We start from the raw sequence: 23,895 nt of genomic DNA, 5'->3' as shown, positions 1-23,895 counted from the left end.
TTCTTAGTTGACGCGGCATTCGCCGAATGAATGTGCAAGCATATTCATCCGGCTCCTTGCTCGCGTAAATACAATGGAAAGGCAGATCCTTCCCCTTATAAAGTCTCTTGCTACTTGACGATTTCTGCCTTGCCGATTTTAGCCTTCAGATTCTTATCCATATTGGCAATGGCCTGATCCATGGTCTGGTTGCCTGCCACGTAATTCTCAAGCTCTGCTGAAATAATTCCATCCGCCTCTGCATCCTGAGGGGTAACAACCAGATTGACTGCACCGTTCTCCAGACACTTGCCTTCCATCTCACGGAAAGACATACCGCCATAGAAACTGGAAGGCTCTTTCCAGAAATTATCCTGAAGCATTTCCAGGGAAATGGGGTTGGCATATGGAGCATTCTGGGATTCCATGGATTTTACCCATGTATTCCTGGACTGGGTATCAAAGGTGAAATCCTTCCACATCTGTTCCAGAAGTCCTGCATATACGTTATCGCCCTTGTTTACGATACAGAAATAGGAGGATACGGGAGCCCCTGCCTTTCCCACGTTTTCAAACACTGGGGAAGACATGACCTGCCACTGTCCTGCAGTCGCCTGGCAGTTCTTTCTCATGAACTCATCCCAGAAAGCACCGATATAGAAGGTAGCCACTTTCTGTCCGTTGATAGCATCGTATAATGCAGGTTCCATGATTTCAGATTTTAATAGCAGCCCTTCTGAATATAAGGTGTCCAAAGTTCCCAAAGCCAGCTTTGCCCCTTCATCCTCTCCTATTACAATACCGCCGTCTTCGTCCCAGATTCTTGCATTGGCCTGAGGCATAAGACCTCTTCTTCCCCAGTACCTCCAGGTCTTGCTGCTGGGGCTGATATAGGACAAATACACCTCACCGTTGCTTTTTTCCTTTAACAGGCGTCCTGCTTCCACATAACCCTCAAAGGTTTCCATCATAGCCGGATCTACACCGTATTTTTCAAAAATGTCCTTGTTATAGAATAACACATTGGGCCGCACCGATTCCGGAAGTCCGTAGATCTTGCCGTTTAAGGTAGCATCATTGGCGGCACCTTCCACCATCTTATCCATGTAGGGCTTCAGGAACTCTGTCTCTTCCTTTAATATCCCTGCCTGAGAAAGATCCATGATATTTACCGGGTCTAAATATGTAGCATCAGGAAGATCGTCATCTGCGCCTGCCAGTGCTGTCATGGTGATTTTCTCACGGCTCTGTGCATGCCCCTCTGTCTGCACAATCTCAATCTTCACATCCGGAGCAATCTCTTTGTGGTCAGCCAGCCAGGCATCATAGTACTCCTGAAGATACTGGGGCTGGCCTGTGCCGTAGATGGTGATGGTACCTGCCGGATATACGGTTTTATCCTCAGCCGCACTTCCCTCCTTATCTGCTGTCTGAGTGGTGTTACCTGCGGATGCCGTTGTACTGTCTGTACCGGCGTTGTTCCCCCCGCAGCCTGCAATCATGCCTGCGGTCATTGCTGCTGCCAAAATACTTGCTACTGTTCTTTTCATTTTTAATCCTCCTCTTACATCTCTCTTGCCGCTTCTGCGATTGCACGGATCCTTTCATAAGGAATCTCAGTGGGAAGTGTACAATCAGCGCCAAGGATGAATGATGTTTTTCCATAATTACGAATTACCTTCTTTGCTTCTGCTTTCAGCTCATCAATAGTCCCCTCTACCATGACACCGCTTCTGTTGGCAAGTCCGCCCATAACGGTTATGCCCTGGAAAAGCTGTTTTCCCTCTTCAAGGCTGAAATCTGTCTCATAAATCCCCCAGTTTACCACATCAGCCAGGCCGTTATAGGATTCGTACCTCTTCATATTTAAATTATTTTTGCACATATGAAGGAAGTTAATACATCCTGCTTCTTTGGAAGCCTTCAATATCTCCTTGTCAAAGGGCTCTATCACTTCTGAAAATTCTTCATCCGTAAAGTAATGCCTTTCTCCGCCTAATGCTGCGTAATAAATTCCATCCAGACCCAGTTCCTTATACTTTGCCGCCAACTGGCACATTCCATCTGCAATCCTCTTAAATGCTTCCAGAACCGGCTGCTTATTCTCCCTGATATGGGTACAGAACAATTCTCTTACGTTCTCATAACCATAACGTGCTTCAATGGGATGAATGGCTGATGCACAAATGCCGTGAAGGGTACCCAGGGCGAATGCATCAGGATCTGCCTTGTCCATGATTTTCTTTGCCATTTCAATCTGGCTTTTCATGAAAGAATCATTTAAGGAATAACTGGGTATTTTATTCCAGTCCTCAGGAGTTCTGATTTCCCCTACATCCGGAACCAGGTTCTCATTCATGATCTTGATGATATCCGTATCTGTCTGACGGAAAAATTCAAGATGGGACTGCACTCCTTTCTCCCCTTTCGTCTCACCTTCCGGAAAATGTAACGAAAATCCGGTGGGTATATAATCCACTTCTCTTCCTTGAATCGCTGCCAATACCCGCTCTCTTTTTGTCATAATCATGTCTCCTTTATTCCTCTGTTTATACCACTGATATTATCACTGTTATTACCACTTGTCAATACGAATTCCGTCATTTTTTATACTTTTTCTGATATTTATTTTTTATTTTGTATACTTTGCCTTTCCATGCCGCTTACTGACTATGGAAAGATACACTTTTTTACAATGTTACGCCTCATTACAATGGCTCTGTTGAGACAGTTCCATGAATTCTCCTTTGACCTCCATGCAATATCTCTGATTTCACACACTCAGCCTGGAACAAAGTTCAGCACGCTCAACTCACCTGCTTTCATTTATGAGGAGTTTAGGGTTCTTTCTTTTTACGTTACGGTCTGAATCCAGCGTTGCCGGACACGTCCTGTAACGCAAAAAAAGACATCTGTTAAACAACAGATGTCTTAAAAAGTAGCGGAAGGGAGATTTGAACTCTCGACACCACGGGTATGAACCGTGTGCTCTAGCCAACTGAGCTATTCCGCCATATTTAATTGAATGGATAAGCATATTCGCTTATCAATGGGACCTACAGGGCTCGAACCTGTGACCCTCTGCTTGTAAGGCAGATGCTCTCCCAGCTGAGCTAAGATCCCAGTGCTTGTCTCGGTCAGAAACTCTTTATTTCCTCTTGCTCCCGACTGCTACATTAGTATAATATGAATTGTATTAATTGTCAACACTTTTTTGTCAATTTTTTTCATTTTTTCCCGCCCCCCTTTTGCCCCTGATTCCACCAGGGATTCCGCCATTTCTCCATGCCAATGAGACCGGATTTAAGGACGTTTTCCACCATCCTTCACTCCCCATGAAGGATGTCAAACAGCTCCTGGTAATAGGATTCAAAAATACTTCCCTTCCTCCAAATAAACGTAAAATCATGGGTCAGATGAAAATCCTCCAATTGGATCCTTTTTAATATTCCCCTGTTTAATTCCTCTTTTACCGCTGCTTCATAAAGAAAGGTGATCCCCTGTCCTTTTGCCACCATTTGTTTCATGGCACCGATGTTGCTGATTTCCATTAAATGAGGAAAATCGTGAAGCAATAAATTCTTCCCCTCCAGATAGCGTTCAAAAACATATCTGGTTCCTGAGCCAGGCTCCCGGATAAAAAGCCGTTCCAAAAGAAGGTCCTCCAGCTTTCTCACAGGCTTTTGAAACCTGTAGTCAGGCCCGCAGACCGCTGCAAAGGGTTCCGAAGCAAAGACCAGGAAATCGTATTCCTTTTTCTGGAAAAAGCCCTCCACCAGGGCGAATTCGATCTCCCCGCCATTGAGCTTTGCAAGAAGCTCCCTGGTATCTCCAACCACCATATAAACCTCTGTCCCAGGATAAACATCAAGGAACCGCACCAGCGCCTCCGGCATCACGTACTCCCCGATGGTCATGGTAGCTCCAAATACCAGCCTCCTGCCTTTCCCTGACTGCTGCTCCATGATCTTCTTTAAGTGCAGCTCGTCCGCCTTCATGGTTATGGCGGCAGATAAAAGAGCTTTTCCCGCCTCCGTCAGGCTCACCTTTTTTCCGTTGTATTCAAACAGTCTGACCCCGTACTTTTCTTCCAGATAATGAATGTGGTGGGATACTGCAGGCTGGGTAATATGAAGCTCACCGGCAGCCTTTGTAAAGTTCATATGACGGCATACCGTAAGAAATGTATCGACTCTATAATCCAGCATGAATTATTTTCTCCTCTATGATTTCTCCACTAACCATAACATAATATTATGATTTAATAAATATAAATAATTTTATTTTATTGTTATTTTCCAATATAATAAAGCCAGATCAAAAAGGAGGAATTTACTCATGAAAAAATACGCCCCAGGCGTTCTTCTCTGCCTATTTATATCCGCTCCCTCATGGTTTTTAGGAAAAGCCTTCCCGGTCATCGGGGGCCCTGTGTTTGCCATTCTCATAGGCATGGCAATGGCGCCCCTTATAAAAGGGAAGGAATTTTTCCGTCCGGGAGTGGCTTTTGCTTCAAAAAAGATCCTGCAGTATGCAGTGATTCTCCTGGGCTTCTCCATGAACCTGGCAACAGTTCTTCAAAAGGGCAGGGAAGCCCTTCCCATAATCCTGGCGACCATTACCACTTCCCTGGTGACCGCATACCTTCTTTCCCGAAAATTAAGGCTTCCGGACAAAACCGCTATTTTAATTGGTGTGGGCTCGTCCATTTGTGGAGGCTCTGCAATTGCCGCAACGGCTCCCGTAATTGACGCCGATGACAGTGAGATCGCCCAGTCCATTTCCGTCATCTTTTTTTTCAACATTATAGCCGCTTTGCTTTTTCCTGCTTTGGGCACAGCTTTGGGTCTTTCCAATGAAGGTTTTGGGTTGTTTGCAGGAACTGCCATTAACGATACCTCTTCCGTAACGGCTGCGGCTTCCGCCTGGGATGGGATCTACGGCAGCAACACCCTGGAAGCAGCCACCATAGTAAAACTGACCAGAACCCTGGCCATCATCCCCATTACCTTATTTTTAGCCTGTTACCGTACCGGAAAAGAAAAGAACGCTTCGGAACGATCCATTTCCATTCAAAAGGTTTTTCCTTCCTTTGTACTCTTTTTCCTGGTGGCTTCTATCATCACTACAGTCTTTCCCATACCGGCAGGCATTACCGGTTCATTAAAAGATTTAAGCAAGCTTTTTATTGTCATGGCCATGGGAGCCATTGGAACCAATACCGATTTAGTCAAACTGATCCGGACAGGGAAAAAACCCCTTTTATTAGGTTTTTGCTGCTGGTTTGGGATTTCTGTGGTAAGCCTGGTTCTCCAAATAGTTCTGGGAATCTGGTAAAGCAAATCCCCGCAGCTTTCCTGCATCCGGATCATTGCCTGAGGTATAAGATGGCCAGGAAACACTGATCTCGTTTTCCTGGCCAACCGTCATTTATTCTTCTTTTTTCAGATACACTGTCTTATTATTATTTTTATTTTCCCTGACCTCCAATTGTCCGATGCTGTGGACAAATTTTGAGAAGGTGGAATACCCGTAATCCTTTACCTTGAAATCTGTAAATTTCCGGTGCATGCCATTTCCCAGGGCCGCCAGCTCCATGCCGTTCTTTCCGCCGCCCGTTACCAGCCATACTGCATAATCATCCAGTTCCTGCTTTCTGGTGCGGTTATCCTTCATTCGAACCGTCACCACATTATTGGACTTTTTAAGCTCAAAGCTGCCCATTTCCTCCAAAAATTTGGACAGGGAGCTGTAGCCGTAGTTTCTCACATCAAAATCAGAGTATTTTTTCACAAGGCGGTTGCCGATCTCTCCAAGCCCTGTTGCCTTATTCTTATCGTCATTTTCCAGAATGATTGAAGTAATATCCTGTTCGATCACCTCTTTTCCTATGGCGCCTCCACCTGTGCCCTCCTCATCCTGGTCAAGGAGAACCTCCAGATTGGTAAACACCGTACAAGCCGCACGGAAGGATTTGGGCGTTTTGTCCTCTCCCATTCCAATGACTTCCTTACCCGACTCCCGAAGCCTGCTGGCCAGGCGGGTAAAATCGCTGTCGCTGGATACGATGCAGAATCCATCCACATTGTCCGTATACAGCAAATCCATGGCATCAATGATCAGGGCGGAATCCGTCGCATTCTTTCCCACGGTATTGGAAAATTGCTGGATCGGAGTGATTGAATTTTCAAGAAGCTCCATTTTCCATTTTCCCATCTGGGAGCTTGTCCAATCTCCGTAAATCCTTTTGTAAGTAATGACGCCGTAGCGGGTCATCTCATCCAGAATGCATGTAATATACTTTGCGGAGATATTATCCGAATCAATCAATACTGCAAATTTCTTGTCGCTCAACACTCTGTTCTCCTGTCTTCATTTATTTTCATTATTCTGCCAATTCAATCCTGCTTTTCCATTATATTGCATTTTTTCATTTATTACAATATCATTTCAGTGGTTAAAATGGGAGAATTTTTGCAACGTTTTTTAGTCAATTCCAACCATACTAAAGAAGAAAGCTCAATGAATGATTGAAAGGAGTGTTATTATGAATTCATGTACTTCATGTGGATGTGACACATCAAAAGTCAGTCCTGCTACACCTTCTGCAACGGTCCAACTGGCCATTGCCACTGTTCCCATGCAACCCTGGGAACAGCCTTATGATCCACAGACAGCCTTAAAACATGGAACCATTTTCCCAAGTCTTAATCTTCCTTTCTATGTAACGGGAGGTGGTCAATAATGGCGGATCAAAAAAAACTTTTAAAACAGATCACGGAAATAAGCTTTACTGTTAATGATTTGACCCTGTATCTGGATACCCACCCATTGGATGAAAACGCATTAACAGCCTTTAAGCAGGCCATGGAACAAAGAAAGCAGCTTTTAAAAACCTATGCGGAAAACTTTGAACCACTCACCATAAACTGTGTCTGCCCTGATACTAACAACAAAACAGAAACCCAAACGAAATATGCGGGACAAAAGCATTTTACCTGGACAGACGGCCCGCTTCCTTGGGAAGGAGGTAACGTATAATGTGGAATTATGAAAAGAGATTGCAGTTCCCGGTAGACATTAAGGAAACCTGTCCGAAAACAGCTTCCTTAATCATCAGCCAGTTTGGCGGGCCCGATGGAGAGCTGGCAGCTTCCATGCGTTATCTTTCCCAAAGGTATTCCATGCCATGCAAGGAAGTTGGAGGTCTTTTAACAGATATTGGGACGGAAGAGCTTGGACATCTGGAAATGATCTGCGCCATTATTTACCAGCTCACAAAAAATTTGACTGTGGAGCAGGCGAAAACAGCAGGATTTGATGCCTACTATATTGACCATACAACGGCCCTTTGGCCTACTGCGGCAGCCGGAGTTCCTTTTAACGCCTGCGAATTCCAGTCAAAGGGCGATGCCATTACCGATTTGATCGAGGATCTGGCTGCAGAGCAGAAAGCAAGAACCACCTATGACAACTTAATCCGCATCATACCCAATCCTGATGTGAGAGAGCCGCTTAAATTCCTCCGGGAAAGAGAAGTGGTCCACTTCCAGCGGTTTGGTGAAGCGATTGAAAAAATCAAATCAAATTTAAATCCTAAAAACTTTTATTATTATAACCCGGAGTTTGACAAGCAATTTATTAAGACTACCACGAAATAGGCTGGAAAGGCTGGAACAGATTCCCTGGTTCCAGCCTTTTCTTTTTATTTACTTTTGATGCAGGCAATATCGATCAGAGTCAGTTCTTTTGCCCTGTTTTCCATACTTGTGACCAAAGCGGCAGCCGTATCTAAGGAAGTCAGAACCGTTACACCGGTCTCTATGGCATTTCTCCGGATTACAAAGCCGTCCCTGCTTCTGTCCGCCCCCTGGGTTGGCGTATCAATGACCAGGTCGATTTCATGGCCAAGGATCAGATCCAGAAGGTTGGGGGATTCCTGTTCCAGCTTGCGCACCATGAAAGCCTTTATCCCATGATCCTTAAGGACCCTGGCCGTTCCTGATGTGGAAAATATCTTATACCCCTGGGCCTGGAACCTTTCGGCAATGTCAATGACCTCCTCTTTATCAGAATCCTTTACGGTTATGATCATGTTCTTATGCCTTGGAAGCTTGATTCCGGCTCCTGCAAACGCCTTATACAGAGCCTCGTTAAAGGTCTTTGCTATACCTAAGCACTCTCCTGTGGATTTCATCTCCGGCCCAAGGCTTACATCGGCGCCCCGGATCTTTTCAAAGGAAAATACCGGCATTTTCACGGCGATATAATCCGCCTCAGGCAAAAGTCCAGGCTCATATCCCAGCTCCCTGATGGAGTGTCCGCAGATGACCCGGGTCGCCAGGGGAACGATGGGAACACCGGTCACCTTGCTGATATAAGGCACCGTACGGGAAGACCGGGGATTTACCTCAATAACATATACTTCTTCTCCACTTACAATGAATTGAATGTTGATCATTCCCTTCACATGAAGGGCTCTGGAAAGTCTTTTTGTATACTCCACAAGCTTTTCTTTTATTGTTTCGCTGATGCTTTGAGCCGGATATATGGAAATGCTGTCGCCGGAATGCACGCCGGCCCTTTCCATATGCTCCATAATACCTGGAATCAGGATATCTTCTCCGTCACAAACCGCATCCACCTCGATTTCCTTTCCCGGGATATATTTATCCACCAAAATGGGGTGTTCCTGTGCGATCTGGTTGATGATTCCTATAAATTCATCAATGTCCTGGTCGGAAATGGCGATCTGCATGCCCTGGCCGCCCAATACATAGGAGGGCCTTACCAGTACCGGATATCCCAGCTCTCCTGCCACCTTTTTGGCTTCCTCCGCCGTAAATACCGTCTGACCCGCAGGTCTTGGGATCCTGCATTCCTCCAAAATCTTATCAAACAGCTCCCGGTCCTCTGCCGCGTCCACGTCCTCTGCAGCCGTACCCAGAATGGGGATTCCCATTTTCATCAGGGCTTCCGTCAGCTTAATGGCCGTCTGGCCGCCGAACTGGACCACCGCCCCGTCAGGCTTTTCAATGTCAACGATGCTTTCCACATCCTCCGGGGTAAGAGGCTCAAAATACAGTTTATCTGCAATGTCAAAGTCCGTGCTCACTGTCTCCGGGTTGTTATTGACAATGATGGTTTCATAGCCTTCCCTGCGGAAGGTCCATGTGCTGTGAACCGAACAGAAGTCAAATTCGATTCCCTGTCCGATGCGGATGGGGCCGGAGCCAAGAACCAGCACCTTTTTTCTCCCCTGGGTTTTTACCGCTTCGTTTTCACTTCCAAAGCAGGAGTAATAGTAAGGGGTTTCAGCGGCGAATTCGGCGGCACAGGTATCCACCATTTTAAACGCTGCCACGATTCCATTTTCCTTTCTCATCCGGAGGATTTCCTCCCCTGGGATTCCTGTGAGCCTGGAAATGACCGTATCCGGGAATTCAAGCCTTTTTGCCTCCTTCAGCAGATCCTGGGTCAGCGGCTCTTTCTTAAGAGCGTCTTCCATTTCCACAAGAATTGCCAGCTTATCAATGAACCACACATCAATTTTTGTAATATCATGGATCGTTTCATAGGAAAAGCCTCTTCTTAAGGCCTCGGCAATGACCCAGATCCTTCTGTCGTCCACAAGATGAAGGGTTTCGGACAGCTCCTCATCCGTAAGCCCTGTAAAATCATAGGACATGAGGCTGTCCACATGCTGTTCCAGGGAACGGATGGCCTTCATAAGGCCGCCTTCAAAGTTGGTGCATATGCTCATGACCTCGCCCGTGGCCTTCATCTGGGTTCCTAAGTTCCTCTTTGCGCTTAAGAACTTGTCAAAGGGAAGGCGGGGCATCTTGACCACACAGTAATCCAGCATGGGTTCAAAGCTGGCATAGGTTTTCTTTGTCACCGCATTTTTTATTTCATCCAGGGTGTAGCCCAGGGCGATCTTGGCCGCAACCTTTGCAATGGGATAGCCGGTGGCCTTGGAAGCCAGGGCCGAGGAACGGCTGACCCGGGGATTTACCTCGATCACACAGTATTCAAAGCTTTCCGGGTGAAGGGCATACTGCACGTTGCAGCCTCCGGTGATCCCCAGCTCGCTGATGATCCTTAAAGCAGAGGTGCGGAGCATCTGGTATTCCTTATCACCCAGGGTCTGGGAAGGGGCCACCACAATGCTGTCTCCCGTATGCACGCCTACCGGATCGATGTTTTCCATATTACATACGGTGATCACATTGCCTGCGCCGTCACGCATGACCTCGTATTCGATCTCCTTCCAGCCTGCAATGCAGCGTTCCACCAGGACCTGTCCCACACGGGACAAACGAAGCCCATTTTCCAGGATCTCACGGCACTGTCCCGGATTTTCGGCAATTCCTCCTCCGGAACCTCCCAGAGTATAGGCGGGACGGAGGACCACCGGATATCCGATTATTTCAGCAGCTTTCAGGCCCTCCTCCACATGCTCCACAATATCAGAGGGAGCCACCGGTTCGCCGATTTTTTCCATGGTCTCTTTAAACAGCTCCCTATCTTCTGCCTTCTTAATGGTAAGGGCCGTGGTTCCAATGAGGCGCACCTTGTGTTCTTTTAAAAATCCCTTATCATCCAGCTCCATGGCAAGGTTTAGTCCTGCCTGTCCTCCAAGGGTGGGAAGAACGCTGTCCGGTCTTTCCTTTAAGATCAACTGTTCTACCACTTCTACGGTCAGGGGTTCGATGTAAACCTTATCCGCAATATCTTTATCCGTCATGATGGTCGCAGGATTGGAATTTAACAGGACTACCTCTATTCCTTCTTCTTTTAAGGAACGGCAGGCCTGTGTTCCGGCGTAATCAAATTCTGCTGCCTGGCCGATGACGATAGGGCCGGAGCCAAGAACGAGCACTTTTTTAATATCATGATTCTTCGGCATTATTTTCCCACCTCCATCATTTTTATAAACCGGTCAAATAAGTAGCCGGAATCCTGAGGTCCGGGACAAGCCTCCGGATGGTACTGCACGGTAAATATGTTTTTTCCCGTATATTTTAACCCTTCGTTGGTTCCGTCATTTACGTTGACAAAGGCAGGAACCGCTACCGACGGATCCATGGTATCCACATCCACCACGTAGCCATGGTTCTGGGAGGAGATATACACCCGTCCGGTTTCTAAATCCTTCACCGGATGGTTGCCGCCCCTGTGTCCGTATTTCAGTTTGTGGGTATCTGCGCCGGCGGCAAGGGCCATAAGCTGATGCCCCAGACAGATGGCAAAAATCGGAACATTGGATTCATATAATTTCTTTATCTCTCCAATGACCTCCACGCATTCCTTTGGATCCCCCGGCCCGTTGGAAAGCATGATTCCGTCCGGGCAGGAAGAAAGGATCTCTTCCGCTTTTGTCAAAGCAGGGTAAACGGTCACTTCACAGCCTCTCTCCTGTAAGGAACGGGCAATATTCTTCTTTGCCCCAAGATCCAGAAGGGCCACCTTTTTCCCGCTGCCTGGAAGGACATATTTCTCTTTGCAGGTGGTCTTCTTAACCACTCCGGTCACAGAATATGTTTTCATACGTAAAATGACATCGTCAAGGTCATAACCTTCATTGGTTGTGATCATGCCGTTCATTGTACCTTTTTCTCTTAGAATTTTTGTTAGGGCTCTTGTATCGATACCACTGATACCTGGAATGTTGTGTTCTTTTAAGAAATGCTGAAGGGTATCCCCGCTTCTAAAGTTGCTGGGAATTCTAGATAATTCTCTGACAATGTAGCCATCCGGCCATGGTTTTAATGATTCCATATCTTCATGACAAATACCGTAATTCCCAATTAGGGGATAAGTCATCACAACCGCCTGCCCTGCATAAGAGGGGTCGGTGAGGACTTCCAGATAACCCGTCATGGAAGTATTAAATACGATCTCACTGATCACTTCCCGGGTCGAACCAATGCTTGATCCTGCAAACACAGTACCGTCTTCCAGTATTAAAAACGCTTTCATACGCAAAGTCCCTGTCCTTTCTTAATGCTATGGTTATTGGGCCTGCCCCAATATTACGGTTCAGCCATGCCATTCATAATTTGGCGGATAGAATATTTTTCCAAAAGACGAATATGTATGCCGCCAAAGGTTTCTCCATGACTGAACGGTAATGCCCAAATTGTATAGATTATACATGATACTGCGACATTTTTCAACTGTTTTCTTCTTATATATTTTCTTATATTTACTTATAAATCATGTATATTTTATTATTTTATTAATAATATGTGCATAATAATGCAGAATGCATGGTTGATTTTTCAAAAGTATACTTTCCCCGCAATCCGCACAGACTATGACCAAGGTGACAAGAATTGAAAGAGAAATGTCTTTCGACCTTGAGTTTATAAACAGCGCGCCCCGCTTCACCGGGCGTCAACTGGATATGCAAGCATATCCGCTTAATTCGTCAGGAGGCAAATCATGATTGATAACAGCGAACTGCCCATCGGCTTTACCATGGAGTTAGCACAGCACTCGGATATTCTGGCCCGGTTCGCCGGACTTCCGGAAGAACAGAGAAACAGGATAGTAAACGGAGCCAGAAACGTTGACAGCCGGGATGAAATGCGAAACTACGTGGAGTCCATGTTTCAAGAAACAAAATCATCCTTTTTCTAAAAAACCTCCCGCAGGATTAAATTTTATCTTTCCCTGCGGGGGCTTTTGTAATTATTCCTTTTCCCCCTTAATATATTTTAATAATAATTAATTCTTTAAGGGGCATTCTATGAAAAAATACATGATGGCTGCGCAACAGGAAACCACTGCTTCCGGCTCTCTTCAGGTAGATGTAGTTTCCCAGGAAAATAACTTCCCGATCCGGGATGCAGAGGTTTCCATTGCCTACAAGGGAGATCCTGAAAGTACGCTAGAACAGCTCACCACTAATTCATCCGGCCAGACGGAGCAGGTCCAGCTTGCCGCTCCTCCCGTCGACTACAGCCTATCACCTGGCCTTGTTCAGCCCTACTCGGAATACACACTTATGATCCGGGCCCAGGGATTCGAGCCTGTGGCCATCTCCGGCACAGAGATCCTGGCGGATACAACGGCCATTCAGCCGGTTCGCATGATTCCGGTCCAGGATGAAGTATCTCCTGACGTTCCCATCGTCATCCCAGACCATACCCTTTATGGAGAATATCCTCCCAAAATTGCGGAAGCCGAAGTAAAGCCAATAGCAGAAACAGGAGAAATCGTTTTAAGCCGGGTGGTGGTTCCCCAGACAATCATTGTCCACGACGGAGTTCCCACAGATCCCACAGCTTCCAACTATTACGTTCCCTACCTGGATTATATTAAAAATGTGGCCTCCAGCGAAATTTACGCCACCTGGCCCAGGTCATCCATTACCGCCAATGTATTGGCTATCATGAGTTTTACCTTAAACCGGGTTTATACGGAATGGTACCGGAACCAGGGATATGATTTTACCATTACATCCTCCACAGCCTTTGACCATAAATGGATCTATGGGCGGAATATTTATGAGAGCATTTCCCAGGTTGTGGACGAAATCTTTAACAGCTACTTATCCCGCCCGGGCATCAGGCAGCCCATACTTACCCAGTACTGTGACGGCAACAGAGTCCAGTGCCCAAACTGGATGTCTCAGTGGGGGAGCTGTAACCTTGGAGAACAGGGCTACTCCGCCATAGAAATACTGCGGCATTATTACGGAAGCGATATGTATATCAACACCGCCGAACAGGTCTCCGGAGTTCCCTCTTCCTGGCCCGGCTATAACCTGACCATCGGCGCCAGCGGAGATAAGGTCCGCCAGGTTCAGGAGCAGCTTGATACAATTGCAACGGTCTATACTGCTATCCCCCGCATCAGGGCTGACGGGATCTATGGCCCGGCAACCGCCGATGCAGTCCGGCAATTCCAGTCCATTTTCGGGCTTCCGGTAACCGGCATCATCGATTTCGCCACATGGTATCGAATTTCCCACATTTATGTAGGGATCACACGAATCGCAGAGTACTCATAACTAAGAAAAACACGTTTTACAAGTTTTTCTTAATTGCCGCGGCAGCCGTCCAATGAATATGCAAGCATATTCGCTGGGCTCATTGCCCGGGCAAATAAACAGGGCCTTGCAGGCCCATAGGAATATGTACGCAATAAAAGGAGGAAGACCCTTTCCATGAGGCCTTCCTCCTTTTCGACTGAAGGCTGGCAAAACCTTCTTATTTCCTGCACAAACAGAAAGGATGCCCTGACGGGTCAAACATTGTGATAAAATCATCACCACCGTATTGACTCTCAGCCATAACAGCACCTAATTCTTTCGCAAATTCTGCCATTTCCAAAATATCCTCAACCTGAAAATCAAAATGCATCTGTTTTTGTTGTTTTTTGTTTTCTTCCGGCCATACCGGCGGAATATATCCTGGTTCTTCAATGAACAAAAATACAATTCCGGTGGAACTGCGCACAGCCGGCCGGCCAAATAATCGGCACATCTCCCATCCTAATAATTCACCATAGAACTTCTGTAATCTTCTTTCATCATCACAATCAACCATTACATTGCCTAATACTGCTTCCTGTTTCATTTTTCTCCTCCGTTAATTCCTTATTATTTCATTATAGCAAAGGCAACATGAAAAATATAGCCTTTTCTGCTTATCCTTCTCCCCCCAGTAAATCCGCCGCAACATATCCCAGCAAAGCCAGGGCAATTCCTCCAAGCAGCTCATACAGCTTCACCTTTTCCCACGTCATATCCCACAAGATGACAAATGGTGAGGAAAGAACCAGGCCTATGATGACCCGGTACATCTGGCGTTCATGGCGGGTGAGAAGACGTTCCACCACTTTTGCAAACAGAAAAACACCGATTGCAAGACCAGCCACATAGGGGGCAAGCACCATGCCATTTATCAAAAGGCTTTGGACATCAAAAGATGACATGGCCCTTATACAGGCATTGTTGGTCTGCAGTATGGGCTCATAATAACCGATCATCATCATGATCATGGACCCGCTCACTCCCGGGACCACCATGGTGGCAGCAGCTAACAGGCCTACCAGAAACAAGGTGAACACCCAGAGTTTTCCGGAAGAAAGATAGGCCGCACCGGAAGCCATATTCATCCCTTCCCCGCTATGGCCGGAAGTAATGGTGGTTTCTGCAATAAAGGTGATGAGAAGAACCACGCAGCAGGTAAGGCTGGCCGTTAATATCCCCTTTCTTCGGTCTGTCCGGTCTTTTGAAAACGATTTTTGAAAGAGAGAGGGAAGGCCGCCGCCGATCATCCCTAAAAACGCCATTTTGGTCTGAAGCGGATATGTATGGAAGAGATATTCAAATGCCAGAGAGAGAAAAATAATGCCTGCCACCGCCCCTACCCCATAAGGAAGAAGAACCCGCAGGCTTTTTAAAGGTTCCCGGAAAAGCTGCGTCACCGCATGAATGATCTTATCGTACACTCCCATGGTGATGGCCAGCATTCCCCCGCTGATGCCGGGAAGTATGTTTGCCACACCAATGATAACCCCCCTTAGAATCTCACTGATATATTCCAAGCAATTCCTCCTAATTTAATATGTATGGTATATCCTATGCCTTCCGGACCGCTTCTAATACACCTTTCCTCTGGTTCCGGCCATTACCTGACAGCGAAAAAAAGGCAGGCCCGGCTGCAAAAAAAGCCGCAGGGACGTGACTTTTTCTAAAAGTCTGCGTCCCTGCGGCCGGATTTCAGAACACTGCCGGTCTTTTTACCATAAACGTGGTATATCCGCACTGCCTGAGAGCCTGCTCCATTCGCACCGCATTATCCAGATTGCGGAAAGCTCCCACACGGACCTTATATAACCCGTCTTCATAAACGACAAACGCCGGGAACCCCTGAGCCTTTAAGGTGCTGACCTCCTCTTCTGCCAGGGTATGGACCCGGAACGCCCCCGTTTGTACCTGATAATATTCCGGACGTATTTCCTCCTGCTCCTTTATGGAATTCATGATGCCATCGGCAATGGCCTGGGCAATGGCATCAAAGTTCTGATCAAACAGGTCATTATCCGCTTCATTGTCTATAAATCCTACTTCCACCATAACCGTTGGTATCTTTGTCCGCTTAAGAATTACCAGGCCCGGACGTTCCACTGTGCCTAAATTGGCGAATCCTGCCTTATTTAAGGCTTCTCCTATGTTCCTGGCCAGCATGCCCGGTACCCCTTTATCTTCAAATACAAGAACCTCTATTCCGGAACCGGTGCCTGGAACCGGCATGGCATTGCGGTGAATGGAAACAAGAAAATCGGCTTCCGCATCGTTGGCCATCATGGCCTTTTCAAGGGGGGTGTTGTAGGTATCGTCAGTTCTGGTATACCTGACGTCAACTCCGTTGTCTGCCAGAATTCTTCCCACAGCCATCGCAAGCTTTAAGTTATCATTTTTTTCCTGCCGTCCTGCATAGGATGCACCTGGGTCAGCGCCGCCGTGACCGGCATCTATTACTACGATCGTTCTCTCAGCCAAAAGAAAGACTCCCTTCACATACTTCTATTATATAAAGTATGTAAAGGCAGCCTTCTCGGTACCACTTTTTGGTACCATATTTATTCTTTTTCTCCTAATTCCGCCATTACATCCACGTCTCTCGGCCCTACCGGAGTAGAAAATACAATCTGAGTGTTGGTCTTTCCGTATTTTTGAATCCACCCGATAAACACATCCAGCTCCATGGTGCTGGGAAAGGCCACTTTGACCAGCATGGAGTATTCTCCTGTGACGCAGTTGCACTCCAGCACATTGGGAATGGACTCCATATCTGCATAAAACTGGATCTTATCCATTGGCGGAACCTCCAGGCTCACAAATGCGGTAATATGGTACCCCAGCTTCCTTGAATCCACTGCCGCATGATAGCCTGTGATAATTTTTTCCCTCTCCAGCTTTTCAATTCTGGCAGAAACTGCAGGAGAAGACAAAAAGGTGGTTTCTGCTATGTTTTTTAAGGATTCCCTGGCATTCTTTTGTAATGTCTTCACTATTTTCTTATCGATGTCATCCATGTTTTCCTCCCAAAAAGAAGAAAAGCGTCAGCACCACCATGGCACTGAACGCTTTTGTTCTTTCAAATAAAACTGCACGCTTATGAAATTCTCTTGAATTTATCATAACCAATCAATAATTGCTTGTCAATGTTTATTTTTTTAAGGATGGCATCTTTTTCATCCGTTCCATGGCTTCTACTGTATTTTCGTAGGTCCCAAATGCCGTCAAACGGAAATATCCCTCGCCGCTTGGTCCGAACCCGCTTCCAGGAGTTCCCACCACGCCGGCTTCCTCAAGTAAACGGTCAAAAAATTCCCAGGAGGTCATTCCTTCTGGCACCTTTAACCAAATATAAGGCGCATTGACACCGCCGTAAACTTCACATCCTGCTTCCTTTAACCCAGTGTAGATGGTTTTCGCATTTCTCATATAATAAGCCACCTGTTCCTTTAACTGGGCCTTTCCTTCCCCAGAATAAACCGCAGCGCCGGCCTTCTGAACGATGTAAGGCGCTCCGTTAAATTTGGTCCCATGACGTCTGGCCCATAAGGAATGAAGGGAAACCCCTCCCCTTTCCAGGGCCTTTGGAATGACGGTAAAGCCCAGGCGGACTCCGGTAAAGCCTGCATTTTTGGAAAAGGAGCGGAATTCAATGGCACAGGTTTGGGCACCCTGAATCTCAAAAATGGAATGAGGCACATCATCCTGGGCGATATAGGCTTCATAGGCGGCATCATAAAGGATCACCGCTCCCTTTTCGTTGGCATAATCCACCCATACCTTTAGCTGATCCCTTGTGAGGGTCGTACCGGTAGGATTGCCTGGAACGCATAAGTAAATCAGATCCGGCGTTTCTTCCGGAAGCTCCGGCACAAAATGGTTTTCAGCCGTACAGGGCATATAGATCACGTTGCTCCACTTACCGGTGGTTTCCTCGTATTCCCCTGTTCTGCCCGCCATAACATTGGAATCCACATAAACCGGATAAACCGGGTCGCAGACCGCAACACGACAGCTTTCGTCAAAGATCTCCTGGATATTTCCACAATCGCTCTTGGCTCCGTCCGAGATAAAAATCTCGTCAGGGGATATGTCACATCCTCTGGCTGTGTAATCTTCCTTTGCAATAATTTCTCTTAAAAATCCATAGCCAAGATCCGGTGCATAGCCATGAAAGGTCTCCTTATGACCTATTTCATCCACTGCTTCGTGAAGAGTGCGGATAATGGCCGGTGCAATGGGCTGTGTCACATCACCGATTCCAAGGCGTATGATCTTCTTATCCTGATTTGCCTCAGTATAGGCGTTTACCTTTTTTGCAATGGTGGAAAAAAGATAGCTTCCCGGAAGCTTTAAGTAGTTTTCATTGATTTTTACCATAGGTTCCTCCTGTTACTTTAAAGATTATTTATGTCAAATTCTCCTTCAAATACCTCTACCGCCGGCCCGGTCATGAACACATGGCCGCTTCCTTCCCGGTCCCAGTGGATGGTCAGATTGCCGCCTTTTAATTCCACCTCCACAATATGGGAGGTTCGGCCGCTTAAGGCAGAGGCAACTGCGCTGGCGGTGGCTCCTGTCCCGCAGGCCCATGTTTCCCCGCTGCCTCTTTCCCACACCCTCATGCGGATGTAATTCCGGTTCACTACCTGGATAAACTCTGAATTCGTCCGTTCCGGGAAACGCCCATGGTTTTCAAAAGCAGGCCCAATCGTTTCCAAATCCAGGCCGTCAATGTGGTCCACATAGTAAACGGCATGGGGATTTCCCATGGAGATGCCGATGAATTCATACTCTTTCCCGTCAACCCATATAGGTTCCGGCACCTGGCTGGTGACCTCAGGCACGCCCATGTCCACGGTGATATTCACAGCTTTGCCATTCTCCGGACTGATCTTTATATGCTTGATTCCTCCTCCGGTCTCCACGTCAAATTCCGTTTTTTCCACCAGACGGTGATCGTAAACATATTTTCCTACACAGCGGATGCCGTTGCCGCACATCTGGCTCTCCGAGCCGTCGGCGTTAAACATCCTCATGCGGCAGTCCGCTGTTTCTGACGGACAAATAAGGATCAGCCCATCGGATCCAATGCCAAAATGGCGGTCGCTGACCTTTTTCGCAAGTTCCTCCGGGGCCTCCACGGATTCTTCAAAGCAATTGATATATACGTAATCGTTACCGATTCCCTGCATCTTTGTAAATTTCATTATTCTCTCCCATAACTATCGATTGATCAGGCTCATGATCATCTGGGCGGTTTCCACCATATTGGTTCCGCTGTCCATGCTGCATTTCTGGATGTACCGGTGGGCATCCGTTTCAGACATATGGTTCCGCTCCATCAAAAGTTCCTTTGCCTGCTTAATCAATTCCCTCTCTTCACTGCTCCGCTCTTTTGGCTGGCTTTTTAATTTCTTCCGCCTTTTGGCCAGGGATTCCACCATCATTTCTAAGGTACTTACCAGATCCTGTACCTTTAACGGGTGGCCCAGGCAGACCACACCTTCAGGCGCCCGGCCGCTCCACTGGCTGGGTGACACTAAAAGAAGCATCTGCATATCTTTGGGAAGGCATTCGTAAAGCTCATAAAATACCATATCTGCAAACCTGCAGCCGCATACTACGATTCCACTGCCCAACTCATCGGCGCTGTTTACCGCCTGGGCACCGGAGGTGCAGACCGCTGCTACCGTAAAGCCGTTTCTTACAAGAATATTTTTAATATTTTTTGCATCCTCTTCTCTGGAAAATGCCACTATCACATTGGTCAAACACTCTCACCTCCAGATAACCGTATCAGAAAACATTAATATTTATACAGGTATTCTTCCACTTCCCAATCTGTTACCTGGGCCCGGAACAGATGCCATTCAGCTTCCTTGGCTTCCAGGTATTTAGTAAAGATGTGTTCGCCCAGCACTTCTTTCATAAAATCATCCTTACGGAAGAACTCAATGGCTTCTCCCAGAGTTTCCGGCAGATGCTCAATTCCTTTTTCCAAAATCTCCTCCGGCAGCATGGCGAAAATGTTCCTGTCAACGCTCTCCGGCGGAGTCATCTCTTTTTCGATCCCGTCAAGGCCGGCAGCCAGACAGGCACCCAGGGCCAGATAGGGGTTGACCGCAGGATCCGGGCAGCGAAGCTCGATCCTGGTTCCTGCTCCTCTGGAAGCCGGGATGCGGATCAGGGGGCTTCTGTTTGCCTTGGCCGACCATGCAATGTAAACCGGTGCATCGTATCCTGGAACCAGGCGCTTATAGGAATTGACCAGAGGATTAGTGAGTATTGCCATCCCTTTCATGTGATAAAGGATCCCGGCTATAAACTGATAGGCAATCCTGCTTAAGCCCTGTTCATCGGAGGCGTCTTCAAACATGTTGTTGCCATTTAAATCAGACAGGGACATGTTGATGTGCATCCCGGAGCCGTTGACGCCGGCCTTGGGCTTTGGCATAAAGGTAGCGTGAAGTCCGTGGCGCTTGGCAATGGACTTTACCGCCATCTTAAAGGTCATAATGTTATCCGCCGTCACCATGCCCTCTGCATACTGAAAATCAATTTCATGCTGTCCCGGGGAAATTTCATGATGGGAAGCCTCAATCATGAATCCCATCTCTTCCAGATTCAGCACCATATCCCGGCGGACATTCTCAGCCAGATCAATGGGGGCCACATCAAAATAGCTTGCCATTTCATGGGTATCCGTTGTGGGACGCCCTTCTTCATCCGTATGGAAAAGGAAGAATTCACATTCCGGCCCCGCATGGAATTCAAATCCCATGTCACTGGCTTTCTTTAACACTTTTTTAAGCACGAATCTGGGATCACCTTCAAAAGGCGTCCTGTCCGGACAATATACATCACACATCAGACGGGCAACCTTCCCCTGCTGGGGACGCCATGGAAAGATCTCAAAAGTATCAAGATCCGGATAAAGATACATATCGGATTCTTCAATTCTTACAAAGCCCTCAATGGAAGAACCGTCAAACATGCAGCGGTTATCCAGAGCCTTTCCAAGCATGCTTTTCGTAATGGCAACATTCTTCAGCATACCGAAAATGTCAGTGAACTGAAGGCGGATAAATTCCACATCCTCTTCCTCTACGATCCGGAATATATCTTCTTTGCTGTATTTGCTCATAATATTTTCTCCCTTCCCAACCTCTAAAATAAAAAGCCCAGTTTTCCTGTAAAAACAAAAAGGGCAGGCAAAAACAGCCATCACTATGGACCATCTTTGCACCACCCCGTCATATGTGTAAAATATAACAGCTTCAAAAAAATTTGTCAATGCTTTTATTTACTATTTTTATACCTTAAAGCCCGGATAGCATTTAAAATGGCAAGCACCGAAACGCCTACGTCTCCAAATACGGCCGCCCACATGGTCGCCAGTCCGGCTGCTGAAAGTAAGAGGATGAGCACTTTTACCCCTATGGCAAAAATGATATTCTGCTTTACTATGACTGCTGTTTTTCTTGCGATTGCAATGGCGTCTATAAGCTTTGACGGCTCGTCGGTCATGATCACCACATCCGCAGCTTCCACCGCTGCGTCGGAGCCGATTCCTCCCATGGCGATTCCCACATCGGCCCGGGCAAGAACCGGAGCGTCATTGATGCCGTCGCCTACAAAGGCCAGGTTCTGTCCTTCCCGTTTTCTTAATAACAGTTCTTCTACCTTACCTACTTTATCACCGGGAAGCAGCCCGCCGTGAACCTCATCAAGCCCCAGCTTTTCGCCGACCGCCTGACCTACTTCCGGCTTATCTCCTGTCAGCATCACCAGCTTCCTGACCCCGGCTTCCCTTAAGCCTTTTAAAGCCATGGGAACATCTTCCCGGATGGTGTCGGAAATGGTAACAGAACCAAGATAACGTCCGGCCTCTGCCACATAAAGGGAGGTTCCTGTTACAGACTCCCGGGCAGGAACCGTGATCCCCTGCTGCTCCATAAGCCTTGCATTGCCGATAAAAAGTTCCTGTTCTTTCCCTTCCTCTTTAAGCTCTGCCCTGATGCCGTATCCTGCAATTTCTTCCACTCTGCCGATGAAAGTCTCATCAACAGGCTTTCCATAGGCTTCCTTTACGGATAAAGCGATGGGATGATTGGAATGGAATTCACCGTAAGCCGCCAGCCTTAAAAGCTCTTCCTCTGTTCCTTCCACGGGATCCACGTTTGTGACCCGGAATTTTCCTGTTGTAAGGGTGCCTGTTTTGTCAAAGACAACGGTATCAAGGGAAGCCATGGCTTCCAGGTAATTGCTTCCCTTCATGAGGATCCCATGTCTGGAAGCAGCGCCCAGCCCTCCGAAAAAGCTTAAAGGTACGGAAATCACCAGGGCACAGGGACAGGAAACCACCAGAAAGCTGCATGCCCGGTATATCCAGGTTCCCCACAAGCCACCAAAAAAGAGAGGCGGAACCACTGCCAGAATCAGAGCAAGCGTCACCACAACAGGCGTATATACCCTTGCAAATCTGGTGATGAAATTCTCGGCCTTTGCTTTTCTAAAGCTGGCATTTTCCACCAGCTCCAGGATCTTTGCCACCGTAGAATCATCAAACAGCTTTGTTACCCTGACCTCCAAAACGCCGTTTAAATTAATGGAACCGCTGAGGACAGCATCGTTTTCCTTCACTTCCACAGGCATGGATTCTCCTGTCAGGGCTTTTGTATCCAGCCCTCCGGTTCCCTTTACAACAACGCCGTCAAGAGGCACCTTTTCTCCCGGTTTTATCACGATGATATCCCCTACGGAAACCTCATACGGGTCTACTTTCTCCTCCCTTCCATCTTTAAGAAGGTTGGCATATTCCGGATTAATGTCCATAAGCTCGGTGATGGACTTTCTTGATTTATTTACCGCATAATCATTAAAAAGCTCCCCGATCTGATAAAACAGCATAACTCCCACTGCTTCTTCCAAAGCCCCAATGCCGATGGCACCGAAGGTCGCCACTGACATAAGAAAATTTTCATCAAAAAACTGGCCGTTTTTAATATTCCGTAATGCTCTTAAAGGAATGTCATATCCTGCCGCCAGATAGGAGACCAAAAAGAACATCCAGTACCAGACAGTCTTTTCCTCCGAAAGCATTCCTGCTGCAAAAAACAGGGCGCTGGCTGCAAGCCTTATTGCCATCCGTTTCTGTTTCTTCGTCATAACTACTCCTTTGCCCTTACCGAAGCACCTTAAATTCTGCTTCCGGCTCAATCTTATTTGATATCTTTTTAGCTGCTTCCAGGATTTCATCCGACTTTCCGTCCTGGACTTCCATGGTCATCCTCTGGGTCATAAAGCTTACGGATGCACTTTCCACACCCTCCAGTTTTTTTACCTCTTCTTCAATCTTGGCCGCACAATTGGCACAGCATAAACCTTCCAGCTTAATAATCTTTTTCATAACCAATTCTCTCCTTTTTCATTCTTTTATTATCATTTTCTTCACTCATTGATATGCTCCATCCCCTGGGCCAGAATTGTCTCGATGTGGCCGTCAGACAGGGAATAAAATACGGTTTTTCCCTCTCTGCGGAACTTCACCAGGCGCATCTGCTTCAGCACCCGGAGCTGATGGGAAATGGCTGACTGCCCCATCTTTAAAAGGTTTGCGATATCGCACACGCACATCTCCGACTGGCTGAGCACGTAGAGGATCTTTATCCTGGTGGCATCACCGAATACTTTGAAGAAATCCGCCAGATCAAGAAGTTCCTGACTCTGGGGCATGGCCTCTAGTACCTGACTTACAACGTTTTCATGAACACAGATAAAATCGCACTGGTCGATTTCACAGTCCTGAATGCTTTTCTTGATGTCCTGCTCCATTTGGTACCTCCTTAATCTCACTATTATTATATGAATATATG

General features: G+C 47.0%; 23 protein-coding genes and 2 tRNA genes. 6 read left to right on the top strand and 19 right to left on the bottom strand.

Annotated elements, in window-relative coordinates:
* Positions 1-110: 110 nt before the first annotated feature.
* The 5 genes from ACYVD3_RS06300 to ACYVD3_RS06280 all read right to left on the bottom strand — a co-directional run bounded on the left by ACYVD3_RS06300 (position 111) and on the right by ACYVD3_RS06280 (position 4,187).
* Complete coding sequence (locus ACYVD3_RS06300; protein ID WP_460641660.1) at positions 111-1,529, bottom strand: ABC transporter substrate-binding protein; 1,419 nt, start codon at positions 1,527-1,529, stop codon at positions 111-113.
* A 14-nt stretch (positions 1,530-1,543) separates the two neighbouring features.
* Positions 1,544-2,503: a uroporphyrinogen decarboxylase family protein gene (locus tag ACYVD3_RS06295; RefSeq protein ID WP_460641659.1), complete on the bottom strand. Its 960-nt coding sequence runs from the start codon at positions 2,501-2,503 to the stop codon at positions 1,544-1,546.
* Positions 2,504-2,918: 415 nt separating this feature from the next.
* Positions 2,919-2,992 (bottom strand) — tRNA-Met (locus tag ACYVD3_RS06290).
* A 37-nt stretch (positions 2,993-3,029) separates the two neighbouring features.
* A tRNA-Val gene (locus tag ACYVD3_RS06285) sits at positions 3,030-3,102 on the bottom strand.
* Between the two features lie 203 nt (positions 3,103-3,305).
* Entirely contained in the window at positions 3,306-4,187 is an 882-nt protein-coding gene (locus ACYVD3_RS06280; protein WP_460641658.1) for a LysR substrate-binding domain-containing protein, read from the bottom strand.
* Between the two features lie 130 nt (positions 4,188-4,317).
* Between ACYVD3_RS06280 and ACYVD3_RS06275 the strand changes: the two genes are divergently transcribed.
* Positions 4,318-5,316, top strand: coding sequence for a YeiH family protein (locus ACYVD3_RS06275; protein WP_460641657.1), 999 nt, complete (start codon positions 4,318-4,320; stop codon positions 5,314-5,316).
* A gap of 93 nt (positions 5,317-5,409) precedes the next feature.
* Here ACYVD3_RS06275 and ACYVD3_RS06270 read toward each other — a convergent pair whose 3' ends face one another.
* Positions 5,410-6,333 carry an NYN domain-containing protein gene (locus tag ACYVD3_RS06270; protein ID WP_460641656.1) on the bottom strand — a complete coding sequence of 308 codons (924 nt, stop codon included), beginning with the start codon at positions 6,331-6,333 and terminating at the stop codon, positions 5,410-5,412.
* A 193-nt stretch (positions 6,334-6,526) separates the two neighbouring features.
* Here ACYVD3_RS06270 and ACYVD3_RS06265 point away from each other — a divergent pair, with 193 nt between their 5' ends.
* From ACYVD3_RS06265 to ACYVD3_RS06255, 3 genes are read left to right on the top strand one after another with little or no spacing between them, the layout of a single operon-like run.
* On the top strand, positions 6,527-6,724 hold the full coding sequence (locus tag ACYVD3_RS06265; protein WP_460641655.1) for a spore coat associated protein CotJA: 198 nt from the start codon (positions 6,527-6,529) through the stop codon (positions 6,722-6,724).
* Positions 6,724-7,020, top strand: a complete 297-nt coding sequence (locus ACYVD3_RS06260) for a spore coat protein CotJB (protein ID WP_460641654.1) — start codon at positions 6,724-6,726, stop codon at positions 7,018-7,020. The genes ACYVD3_RS06265 and ACYVD3_RS06260 overlap by 1 nt, the downstream gene beginning before the upstream one ends.
* Positions 7,020-7,640, top strand: coding sequence for a manganese catalase family protein (locus ACYVD3_RS06255; protein WP_460641653.1), 621 nt, complete (start codon positions 7,020-7,022; stop codon positions 7,638-7,640). Before ACYVD3_RS06260 ends, ACYVD3_RS06255 begins: the two co-directional genes overlap by 1 nt.
* Positions 7,641-7,684: 44 nt before the next feature.
* Here ACYVD3_RS06255 and carB read toward each other — a convergent pair whose 3' ends face one another.
* A complete protein-coding gene (gene carB, locus ACYVD3_RS06250) occupies positions 7,685-10,888 on the bottom strand; it encodes a carbamoyl-phosphate synthase large subunit (RefSeq protein WP_460641652.1) in 3,204 nt (1,067 codons plus the stop codon).
* Positions 10,888-11,961 (bottom strand): carbamoyl phosphate synthase small subunit, encoded by a 1,074-nt coding sequence (locus ACYVD3_RS06245; RefSeq protein ID WP_460641651.1) that lies wholly within the window; start codon positions 11,959-11,961, stop codon positions 10,888-10,890. Before ACYVD3_RS06245 ends, carB begins: the two co-directional genes overlap by 1 nt.
* A 465-nt stretch (positions 11,962-12,426) precedes the next feature.
* Here ACYVD3_RS06245 and ACYVD3_RS06240 point away from each other — a divergent pair, with 465 nt between their 5' ends.
* On the top strand, positions 12,427-12,624 hold the full coding sequence (locus ACYVD3_RS06240) for a hypothetical protein (protein ID WP_460641650.1): 198 nt from the start codon (positions 12,427-12,429) through the stop codon (positions 12,622-12,624).
* 109 nt (positions 12,625-12,733) lie between these two features.
* On the top strand, positions 12,734-13,999 hold the full coding sequence (locus ACYVD3_RS06235; protein ID WP_460641649.1) for a peptidoglycan-binding protein: 1,266 nt from the start codon (positions 12,734-12,736) through the stop codon (positions 13,997-13,999).
* A 199-nt stretch (positions 14,000-14,198) separates the two neighbouring features.
* On the opposite strand, the gene ACYVD3_RS06230 is transcribed toward ACYVD3_RS06235, so the two are convergent.
* The 11 genes from ACYVD3_RS06230 to ACYVD3_RS06180 form a co-directional block, all read right to left on the bottom strand.
* A complete protein-coding gene (locus tag ACYVD3_RS06230; protein WP_460641648.1) occupies positions 14,199-14,567 on the bottom strand; it encodes a VOC family protein in 369 nt (122 codons plus the stop codon).
* A 70-nt stretch (positions 14,568-14,637) separates the two neighbouring features.
* Positions 14,638-15,540 (bottom strand): DUF368 domain-containing protein, encoded by a 903-nt coding sequence (locus tag ACYVD3_RS06225; RefSeq protein WP_460641647.1) that lies wholly within the window; start codon positions 15,538-15,540, stop codon positions 14,638-14,640.
* A 175-nt stretch (positions 15,541-15,715) separates the two neighbouring features.
* Complete coding sequence (locus tag ACYVD3_RS06220; RefSeq protein WP_460641646.1) at positions 15,716-16,498, bottom strand: N-acetylmuramoyl-L-alanine amidase; 783 nt, start codon at positions 16,496-16,498, stop codon at positions 15,716-15,718.
* Between the two features lie 80 nt (positions 16,499-16,578).
* Positions 16,579-17,034 carry an Lrp/AsnC family transcriptional regulator gene (locus ACYVD3_RS06215; protein WP_460641645.1) on the bottom strand — a complete coding sequence of 152 codons (456 nt, stop codon included), beginning with the start codon at positions 17,032-17,034 and terminating at the stop codon, positions 16,579-16,581.
* Positions 17,035-17,167: 133 nt separating this feature from the next.
* Complete coding sequence (locus ACYVD3_RS06210; protein WP_460641644.1) at positions 17,168-18,397, bottom strand: LL-diaminopimelate aminotransferase; 1,230 nt, start codon at positions 18,395-18,397, stop codon at positions 17,168-17,170.
* Positions 18,398-18,414: 17 nt separating this feature from the next.
* Positions 18,415-19,227 (bottom strand): diaminopimelate epimerase, encoded by an 813-nt coding sequence (gene dapF, locus ACYVD3_RS06205; RefSeq protein ID WP_460641643.1) that lies wholly within the window; start codon positions 19,225-19,227, stop codon positions 18,415-18,417.
* Positions 19,228-19,242: 15 nt separating this feature from the next.
* Positions 19,243-19,791 carry an ANTAR domain-containing response regulator gene (locus ACYVD3_RS06200; RefSeq protein WP_460641642.1) on the bottom strand — a complete coding sequence of 183 codons (549 nt, stop codon included), beginning with the start codon at positions 19,789-19,791 and terminating at the stop codon, positions 19,243-19,245.
* Between the two features lie 35 nt (positions 19,792-19,826).
* A complete protein-coding gene (gene glnA / locus ACYVD3_RS06195) occupies positions 19,827-21,164 on the bottom strand; it encodes a type I glutamate--ammonia ligase (RefSeq protein ID WP_460641641.1) in 1,338 nt (445 codons plus the stop codon).
* Between the two features lie 155 nt (positions 21,165-21,319).
* Complete coding sequence (locus ACYVD3_RS06190; protein ID WP_460641640.1) at positions 21,320-23,188, bottom strand: heavy metal translocating P-type ATPase; 1,869 nt, start codon at positions 23,186-23,188, stop codon at positions 21,320-21,322.
* 16 nt (positions 23,189-23,204) lie between these two features.
* Positions 23,205-23,429, bottom strand: a complete 225-nt coding sequence (locus tag ACYVD3_RS06185) for a cation transporter (RefSeq protein WP_460641639.1) — start codon at positions 23,427-23,429, stop codon at positions 23,205-23,207.
* Positions 23,430-23,470: 41 nt separating this feature from the next.
* Positions 23,471-23,854 carry an ArsR/SmtB family transcription factor gene (locus ACYVD3_RS06180; protein ID WP_460641638.1) on the bottom strand — a complete coding sequence of 128 codons (384 nt, stop codon included), beginning with the start codon at positions 23,852-23,854 and terminating at the stop codon, positions 23,471-23,473.
* Positions 23,855-23,895: the final 41 nt, after the last annotated feature.

It is taken from the genome of Lacrimispora brassicae, assembly GCF_054772055.1.
Note: the sequence above shows the minus strand (reverse complement) of the source record. Positions and strands in the feature narration are given on the sequence as shown.

Coding starts and splice junctions, on each gene's coding strand:
- ACYVD3_RS06300 (WP_460641660.1), bottom strand. CDS start 1,529: ATGAAAAGAACAGTAGCAAGTATTTTGGCAGCAGCAATGACCGCAGGC.
- ACYVD3_RS06295 (WP_460641659.1), bottom strand. CDS start 2,503: ATGACAAAAAGAGAGCGGGTATTGGCAGCGATTCAAGGAAGAGAAGTG.
- ACYVD3_RS06280 (WP_460641658.1), bottom strand. CDS start 4,187: ATGCTGGATTATAGAGTCGATACATTTCTTACGGTATGCCGTCATATG.
- ACYVD3_RS06275 (WP_460641657.1), top strand. CDS start 4,318: ATGAAAAAATACGCCCCAGGCGTTCTTCTCTGCCTATTTATATCCGCT.
- ACYVD3_RS06265 (WP_460641655.1), top strand. CDS start 6,527: ATGAATTCATGTACTTCATGTGGATGTGACACATCAAAAGTCAGTCCT.
- ACYVD3_RS06260 (WP_460641654.1), top strand. CDS start 6,724: ATGGCGGATCAAAAAAAACTTTTAAAACAGATCACGGAAATAAGCTTT.
- ACYVD3_RS06255 (WP_460641653.1), top strand. CDS start 7,020: ATGTGGAATTATGAAAAGAGATTGCAGTTCCCGGTAGACATTAAGGAA.
- carB (WP_460641652.1), bottom strand. CDS start 10,888: ATGCCGAAGAATCATGATATTAAAAAAGTGCTCGTTCTTGGCTCCGGC.
- ACYVD3_RS06245 (WP_460641651.1), bottom strand. CDS start 11,961: ATGAAAGCGTTTTTAATACTGGAAGACGGTACTGTGTTTGCAGGATCA.
- ACYVD3_RS06240 (WP_460641650.1), top strand. CDS start 12,427: ATGATTGATAACAGCGAACTGCCCATCGGCTTTACCATGGAGTTAGCA.
- ACYVD3_RS06235 (WP_460641649.1), top strand. CDS start 12,734: ATGAAAAAATACATGATGGCTGCGCAACAGGAAACCACTGCTTCCGGC.
- ACYVD3_RS06230 (WP_460641648.1), bottom strand. CDS start 14,567: ATGAAACAGGAAGCAGTATTAGGCAATGTAATGGTTGATTGTGATGAT.
- ACYVD3_RS06215 (WP_460641645.1), bottom strand. CDS start 17,034: ATGGATGACATCGATAAGAAAATAGTGAAGACATTACAAAAGAATGCC.
- ACYVD3_RS06210 (WP_460641644.1), bottom strand. CDS start 18,397: ATGGTAAAAATCAATGAAAACTACTTAAAGCTTCCGGGAAGCTATCTT.
- dapF (WP_460641643.1), bottom strand. CDS start 19,227: ATGAAATTTACAAAGATGCAGGGAATCGGTAACGATTACGTATATATC.
- glnA (WP_460641641.1), bottom strand. CDS start 21,164: ATGAGCAAATACAGCAAAGAAGATATATTCCGGATCGTAGAGGAAGAG.
- ACYVD3_RS06190 (WP_460641640.1), bottom strand. CDS start 23,188: ATGACGAAGAAACAGAAACGGATGGCAATAAGGCTTGCAGCCAGCGCC.
- ACYVD3_RS06185 (WP_460641639.1), bottom strand. CDS start 23,429: ATGAAAAAGATTATTAAGCTGGAAGGTTTATGCTGTGCCAATTGTGCG.
- ACYVD3_RS06180 (WP_460641638.1), bottom strand. CDS start 23,854: ATGGAGCAGGACATCAAGAAAAGCATTCAGGACTGTGAAATCGACCAG.